The 6,000-nt window shown below is 62.5% G+C and carries 8 protein-coding genes and 2 tRNA genes; 2 read left to right on the forward strand and 8 right to left on the reverse strand.

The genetic code is table 11. The features are described from left to right. The first annotated feature begins 124 nt into the window (after positions 1–124). Positions 125–478: an ArsR/SmtB family transcription factor gene (locus ABDB87_RS02335; protein WP_345923750.1), complete on the forward strand. Its 354-nt coding sequence runs from the start codon at positions 125–127 to the stop codon at positions 476–478. Here ABDB87_RS02335 and ABDB87_RS02340 read toward each other — a convergent pair whose 3' ends face one another. The 6 genes from ABDB87_RS02340 to ABDB87_RS02365 form a co-directional block, all read right to left on the reverse strand. Continuing rightward, the gene (locus ABDB87_RS02340; RefSeq protein WP_345923752.1) at positions 479–1,765 is read right to left on the reverse strand and encodes an MgtC/SapB family protein; all 1,287 of its coding nucleotides are present in this window, start codon (positions 1,763–1,765) and stop codon (positions 479–481) included. It lies immediately after the preceding gene. 127 nt (positions 1,766–1,892) lie between these two features. Next, the gene (locus ABDB87_RS02345) at positions 1,893–2,372 is read right to left on the reverse strand and encodes an FKBP-type peptidyl-prolyl cis-trans isomerase (RefSeq protein ID WP_345923754.1); all 480 of its coding nucleotides are present in this window, start codon (positions 2,370–2,372) and stop codon (positions 1,893–1,895) included. Beyond that, the gene (locus ABDB87_RS02350; protein ID WP_345923756.1) at positions 2,338–2,910 is read right to left on the reverse strand and encodes a peroxiredoxin; all 573 of its coding nucleotides are present in this window, start codon (positions 2,908–2,910) and stop codon (positions 2,338–2,340) included. Before ABDB87_RS02350 ends, ABDB87_RS02345 begins: the two co-directional genes overlap by 35 nt. 119 nt (positions 2,911–3,029) lie before the next feature. Continuing rightward, positions 3,030–3,383, reverse strand: coding sequence for a YkgJ family cysteine cluster protein (locus ABDB87_RS02355; RefSeq protein ID WP_345923757.1), 354 nt, complete (start codon positions 3,381–3,383; stop codon positions 3,030–3,032). Beyond that, positions 3,380–4,051: a tRNA (guanine(46)-N(7))-methyltransferase TrmB gene (trmB, locus tag ABDB87_RS02360; RefSeq protein ID WP_345924670.1), complete on the reverse strand. Its 672-nt coding sequence runs from the start codon at positions 4,049–4,051 to the stop codon at positions 3,380–3,382. The genes ABDB87_RS02355 and trmB overlap by 4 nt, the downstream gene beginning before the upstream one ends. Then, complete coding sequence (locus tag ABDB87_RS02365) at positions 4,048–5,001, reverse strand: tRNA dihydrouridine synthase (RefSeq protein ID WP_345923759.1); 954 nt, start codon at positions 4,999–5,001, stop codon at positions 4,048–4,050. Before ABDB87_RS02365 ends, trmB begins: the two co-directional genes overlap by 4 nt. 83 nt (positions 5,002–5,084) lie before the next feature. Between ABDB87_RS02365 and ABDB87_RS02370 the strand changes: the two genes are divergently transcribed. Beyond that, on the forward strand, positions 5,085–5,501 hold the full coding sequence (locus tag ABDB87_RS02370; RefSeq protein WP_345923761.1) for a DUF1178 family protein: 417 nt from the start codon (positions 5,085–5,087) through the stop codon (positions 5,499–5,501). Between the two features lie 258 nt (positions 5,502–5,759). Here ABDB87_RS02370 and ABDB87_RS02375 read toward each other — a convergent pair. After that, a tRNA-Gly gene (locus tag ABDB87_RS02375) sits at positions 5,760–5,835 on the reverse strand. A gap of 86 nt (positions 5,836–5,921) precedes the next feature. Next, positions 5,922–5,997: transfer RNA gene (locus ABDB87_RS02380), tRNA-Gly, on the reverse strand. Positions 5,998–6,000: the final 3 nt, after the last annotated feature.

The following is a 6,000-nucleotide window of genomic DNA, read 5'->3' on the forward strand; positions in this document are numbered from 1 at the left end:
CCTAGTCGCCTGGAGCGCGCTCCGACAGCAGCATTTCATCACTTCATGGGAATATCGTTTAAGCACGATATTTTCCTGCCCCATCTATAATCCCCTGGAACACTCATTTACCGAGGATAGCCCGATGCAGGCCCTGGACGAATCCGCCCTCACCCATGTAGCAGCCTATTTCCGTGCGCTCTCGGAACCCACCCGGCTTCGCATTCTGAACACGCTGCGGAATGGCGAAAAAAATGTTGGTCAGATCACCGAACTCACCAGTCTCGGCCAGGCCAATGTATCGAAACACCTGGCGCTGCTGTTCGAGTCCGGTCTTGTCACGCGGAGTGCGCAAGGTACAGCGGTGTTTTACGCGATCGCAGACCAGGCCACCTTCGATCTTTGCGACATGGTGTGCGGCAATGTCGCCCGCATCGTGGAGCGGCAGTTCAGCAACACGAACTCGCTGCGCAAGCAGCTCGGCAAGCTCTCTCGCTGATCAGCCCAGCCAGACGGCTCCGGCGCCCAGCATCAACATCACCAGCGTCGTGGCGCCAACCCTGAGCGCAAGCGCCCGGCTGCCAAGCACGAAACACATGGCCGCCTTGGTCGCGGTGTTCGAGAGAATGCCGACCGCCACGGCTGTCGCCGCCAGTGACAGCAGGCCAGCTCCCTTGCCGAAATCCACCATGGAGAGCGTGATGGCATCCACATCCGTCGCGCCAGCCAGCAGGGCCACAAAGACCACACCGGAATCCTCGAAGCTGCGCCGGGCGAATTCGACGAGCAGCAAGACCAGTGCAAACAGGGCTGCGAATCGGCAGGCGGAGAGCAGGCTGAACGGGTTGCTCAAGGGCACGCTGGCGGAGGCGGCCTTGCCAGGCATCTTCAGACTGCGTCGGTAGAAAAAGATCGCAGGCAGCACACCAGCCAGACACATGAGCCCCAGCGGCCAGACCGTGGCATGCAGGAGCGACGGACTGAGCACGAGCAGCATGCCACCGACGCGGAAAAACATGACGGTCCAGGCCACGAGAATGCCGGCAGCATGTGCGTCGGCGAATTCCGGCACACCTTTGCTGTCGCGCGCCAGTGACAATGTGACCGCAGTAGACGACACCAGCCCGCCCGCAAAACCTGTCACGGCCACTCCTCGAGCGCCGCCCAGCCAGCGCATGGCCACGTACCCAACAAGCGACAGCGCCGAGATCAGCACGACCAGCAACCAGAGCTTGTAGGGGTTGAGCACCTGCCAGGGATCCGCCGGCGCATCGGGAAGAAGCGGCAGCACAATGAAACTCGCGACCAGCAGCTTGAGGCCTGCCAGCAGATCGTCTTCGCCGATTTTCCGGATCAGCCCATGCAAGGGCGCCTTGAGCGCCAGCAGGGCCGCGTTGGCAACCGCCAGCCCGACAGCAAGCACCTCCTGCCCGGCCATGACCATGCCACCGAGCAGAAAGGTCGTGATGGCGGCAAGCTCGGTCGTCACGCCGCGTGCCGCATGCGTTTCGGGCAGGCGCTCACGCTCCGGCAGATGGGCGGCAGCGATCAGCATGCAGACACCTGCCAGCGCGGCAATGAAGATCAGGGAAGTTCCCGCCTTCTGGCCAAGCCACATGGCCAGCGCCCCGGTTTCGGCAATCAGGATGAAGGAACGGATACCTGCAAAAGGCGCCTCGCCTTCGGCAAACCGCCTGCGTTCGCGCTCAAGCCCCAGCAACGCGCCGATCGCCAGTGCGGTCGCGAAGAGTCGCACAGTGTCGGATTCGGGAATCTGCATCAGCATGTCGCCCCTCCAGCCGGGAAGCTCTCAGGCTCTCACGGCGAGCATGTGCTGAAAAGCAGAAGGGCCGCCACTGGCAGCCCTTCCGTCACTTCCGTCTCAGCCCGGCAACGCTGCCGGACCGGAAGAATCAGTGGTGATGCCCATGCGGGCCATGCACATGACCGTGATCGAGTTCTTCCTGCGAAGCGGCACGCACTTCACGGACGGTCACATCGAACACCAGCGCCATGCCGGCCAGGGGGTGATTGCCGTCCACCACGACTTTCTTGTCGGCAATGTCGGTAATGCGGAACACCATGTCATCTTCGCCGTCGTCGCCGACGCGCTCGAAGGCCATGCCGACTTCGATATCAGCGGGGAAGAGTTCGCGATCTTCGACGAGCACCAGGCTTTCGTCATATTCGCCAAAAGCGTCGTCAGGCTGGAGCTTGATGTTGAGCTTCTCACCCGTCTTCATGCCATGCAGCTTTTCTTCCAGCAAGGGGAAGATGGCATCGTAACCGCCATGCAGATAAACCAGCGGATTGGCACCATCGTCCACGACGTTGCCGTCAGGATCGCGCACAGTGTAATCAAGCGTGACGACGGTGTTCTTGAGGATTTCCATTCTTGCTCCCGGAGATTGATTTCAGCCGCGCAAGAACCAGTTCGGTGTGCTCACGCAGATCGACATTGTAATCCGCGTGCAGCACGCTTCCATCGCAGGCAACGATAAAAGTTGCCCGGTGTACCGCTGGCCGGAGCACGCCGTCAGCCAGCCGGTCCTGCCACACACCGTACAGGCGGCAGACCTCTCCTTCGGGATCGGAAAGCAATTCCATCGAGATGCCGTGGGCGTCACGAAAATCGGCGTGGGTCATGCATTCATCAAGGCTGATGCCGACGATCATTGCGCCAAGCCGGGCGAACTCGCGCTCCTGCTCGGAAAAATCAATCGCCTGCCGCAGGCTGGAGGGCATGGCGTCGCGCGGATAGAAATGCAGCACGACGATCTTGCGCTGCAGCGCAGAGGCCAGATCGAAAAGCCCCATGTCGGCATCAGGCAAGGTGAAGACAGGCGCCTGCTGCCCTGCCTCAAGACGCACTTCCGCGAGCGCGCCGCCCGCCGAAGACCCCAGGTTGTTCCAGTCAATGAGTCGGCCCATCTGTCGTGCTCCAGTCAGGTCGTTCGGAGGAAGGATGCTGCCCGCTACTTTCTGAATAGACGGCAGCCCTGCGAACAACAAGGGCCGAATCGAAATCTCACACTTTCGCCCCCGCAGCGCTAAAGAAGCAGGTCGCGTGCCTGAAGCGCGGGCAAACCATGGCGCTGACGCACCCGCGAACACTCGGCATTCGCAATGCCGAACAGGCCATGCGCAGCGAACTCGCGGCAGGGATCAGGGCGTTGCGTATAGATCCCGCAGCTCACCCGCTCGCCGACAGTGCCGATAAGCGCGACGCAACGCGGCGGACTGCGATCGGTGCCACGCATGCGGCATGTGCTGGCGGTCTCCTCGTCGGCCAGCGAGTCCGGCACACAGCCCCCTTCCGACTGAAGCTGGCTGCGATGAAAGCTGACGCGCAGCGAGGCGCAACAGGCGCCACAACTGACACAGGGATCCAGGTCGGCGCTCACTGCCCGGCCTCGTTGAAAAGGAGTTGATAGAGAGGCTGCCCCGAGTCCCGGTACTTGCGCTCGAACAGGGTCAGCGGCATGGCGGCGTCAATTCCGACAATGCGTGCATCGCGCCCGCTCAGAATGTTCAGGGCAATCGCCATTTCCTCGAGGTACAACCGCCAGTTGCTGCGACTCTCGAGCACGCCGCCCAGCGCAAGAACGGTCGGAAACACGGCATGCCCATGCCAGCGCCGGGCGAGATGGCCAATCTTGGGCCAGGGATTCGGGTACAGGATGTAGTGCCGGGCAAGCCTGATTTGCCGTGCGGCAAGCAGGCGCCAGAAATCAACGAGATCCGCGCGCACGAAATGCAGGTTGGCGGGCCAGTCTTCGCTCCCCGGTTTGCCACGCGCCAGACGGTCTTCGCTCTGATCGACTCCCAACACGAAGTGATCCGGATAAAGACGCGCAAGCTGCAGGCTGCTCCAGCCGACGCCGCAACCGGCGTCCAGAATCAGTGGTGCTTGGCCGCCCCAGGCCAGCATGGCCTCATCAAAGGCTGCCTGGTTCCAGGGACTGACCGGCTTGCGGAATGGATGGTCACGATGCCGCAGGACCAGAGCGGTCAGTTGCTCATGCGGAGCGGTCTGGGCACTTCGGATCTGGCGAGAATTGGCGTACATCAGATCACGCCCGCCACACTCAGCGCGAGCGACACCTCAGCGGCCTGCCGCAAGGGACGAATCCCCTGATAGAGCGCATCAGCCTGCGGGAAACTGCGCCGCAGCAGATTCAGCCACTGCTTGACGCGCCCGGGAGCATGCCGCGGCTCCACCCGTGCACAAACAAGCGCCCAGTAGCTGGCAATGAGCGGTTGCAATGCACGCCAGTCTTCTGCGTCGGGCTCCGATGCGCGCGCGCCCCGAATGCGTTCGGCAAGAAAAGGATCAGCCACCGCGCCACGGCCCAGCATCACGTCACGCAGACCGCCTTCAGCCATGCACCGCTGATAATCAGCTACGCGCCAGACCTCGCCGTTCGCCACGACAGGCACCGGAACCGCCTCGGCAATCCGCGCGATCCACGGCCAGTGGGCCGGCGGGCGATAGCCCTCCTCCTTCGTCCGGGCATGCACCACCAACATCGACGCGCCCCCCTCGACCAGCGCCTGGGCCGCCTCGATGGCACGACTGGTGTCGCGAACGCCCAGGCGCATCTTCGCCGTCAAGGGCACGCGGCCGGCAATCCCTGCTTTCACTGCAGCAACGATCCTGGCAAGGAGCTCCGGCTCGTCAAGCAGGACGGATCCGCCGCGATGGCGATTCACTGTCGGCGCCGGGCAACCGAAATTGAGGTCAATGCCGGCTGGCGCCAGACTGGCCAGGCGCGCAGCGCTGCGCCCCATGCGCTCGGGGTCCGAGCCCAGCAACTGGACGCGAACCGGTGTCCCGGCCTGCGTGCACGAGGCAGTCGCGAGTTCGGGAGCGATGCGCTGGAAAAAACGCGCCGGCGGCACACTGGCTGAAATGCGCGCAAACTCGGTGACACACCAGTCGTAATGGCTGGCGCGTGTCAGCACTGCACGCATGTCAGCGTCGACAAGGCCTTCCATCGGCGCGAGCAATATCCGTGGCATCGGGATCAGGAACAAAAACGGGACGCGCGATTCTACGCCGATGCGGCAAAGGCTCCGCATGCTATCGTTGCGCGCTTGTTTCAATGAGGAAAATCGTCGTGATCGTGCTGGATCTGCTCTGCAACGCAGGGCATCGTTTCGAGGGTTGGTTCGCGTCGCAGGAGTCTTTCAGCGAACAGCAGCAGACGGGCCTGCTGTGCTGCCCCGACTGCGGCAGCCGTGATGTCAGCCGGCTGCCCTCGGCGCCTCATGTCCAGCGTTCAGGCGCTACGTCAGCGCCGGCACCCGCACAGCAGAATCCACTCGACGCACTGCGCGAACTCGCCCGCAGCAGCGAAGACGTCGGCGCAGGATTTTCCGACGAAGCCCGCAGGATCCACTACGGTGACGCCGCCGCCCGTCCCATCCGCGGCATGGCCAGCGTGCGTGAGGCACTGGGGCTGCTGGAAGAAGGCATCAGCGTGTTGCCTCTGCCTGCACAGAAAGAAGATCTGCACTGAAGTCGTCAGGCGCCAGGCCGGCGATCGAATCAGGCACGTAACACAAGGGAGTGAGGACCTCGAGCGGCCAGGCCAGCAAGGCCCGAACGGTGCAAAACAGGTCTTTTCCGGATGAGTGTTCCGTCAGCATGGTGGGCTCTCCTCGAATACAGAGAGAGCTTAGAGGCCCATCGTGACGTGTCGCTGACAGCCATATGACGAGAGCGTGACCGGCGCAGAAAGCAAAAAGGGAAAGGCACGGGCCTTTCCCTTTTTATCTGGAGCGGGAGACGAGTCTCGAACTCGCGACCTCAACCTTGGCAAGGTTGCGCTCTACCAACTGAGCTACTCCCGCAGATTCGTGCATCTTTCCGCCCGCCATGGCGGAAAGGTTTTTCCCGGATAAAAAAAGGAAAGACCGGAGCCTTTCCTTTTTCAATCTGGAGCGGGAGACGAGTCTCGAACTCGCGACCTCAACCTTGGCAAGGTTGCGCTCTACCAACTGAGCTACTCCCGCAGA

It is taken from the genome of Uliginosibacterium paludis (assembly GCF_039631355.1).
Lineage (GTDB): Bacteria > Pseudomonadota > Gammaproteobacteria > Burkholderiales > Rhodocyclaceae > Uliginosibacterium > Uliginosibacterium paludis.

Coding starts and splice junctions, on each gene's coding strand:
- ABDB87_RS02370 (WP_345923761.1), top strand. CDS start 5,085: ATGAGGAAAATCGTCGTGATCGTGCTGGATCTGCTCTGCAACGCAGGG.
- ABDB87_RS02345 (WP_345923754.1), bottom strand. CDS start 2,372: ATGGAAATCCTCAAGAACACCGTCGTCACGCTTGATTACACTGTGCGC.
- ABDB87_RS02335 (WP_345923750.1), top strand. CDS start 125: ATGCAGGCCCTGGACGAATCCGCCCTCACCCATGTAGCAGCCTATTTC.
- ABDB87_RS02350 (WP_345923756.1), bottom strand. CDS start 2,910: ATGGGCCGACTCATTGACTGGAACAACCTGGGGTCTTCGGCGGGCGGC.
- ABDB87_RS02340 (WP_345923752.1), bottom strand. CDS start 1,765: ATGCTGATGCAGATTCCCGAATCCGACACTGTGCGACTCTTCGCGACC.
- ABDB87_RS02365 (WP_345923759.1), bottom strand. CDS start 5,001: ATGCCACGGATATTGCTCGCGCCGATGGAAGGCCTTGTCGACGCTGAC.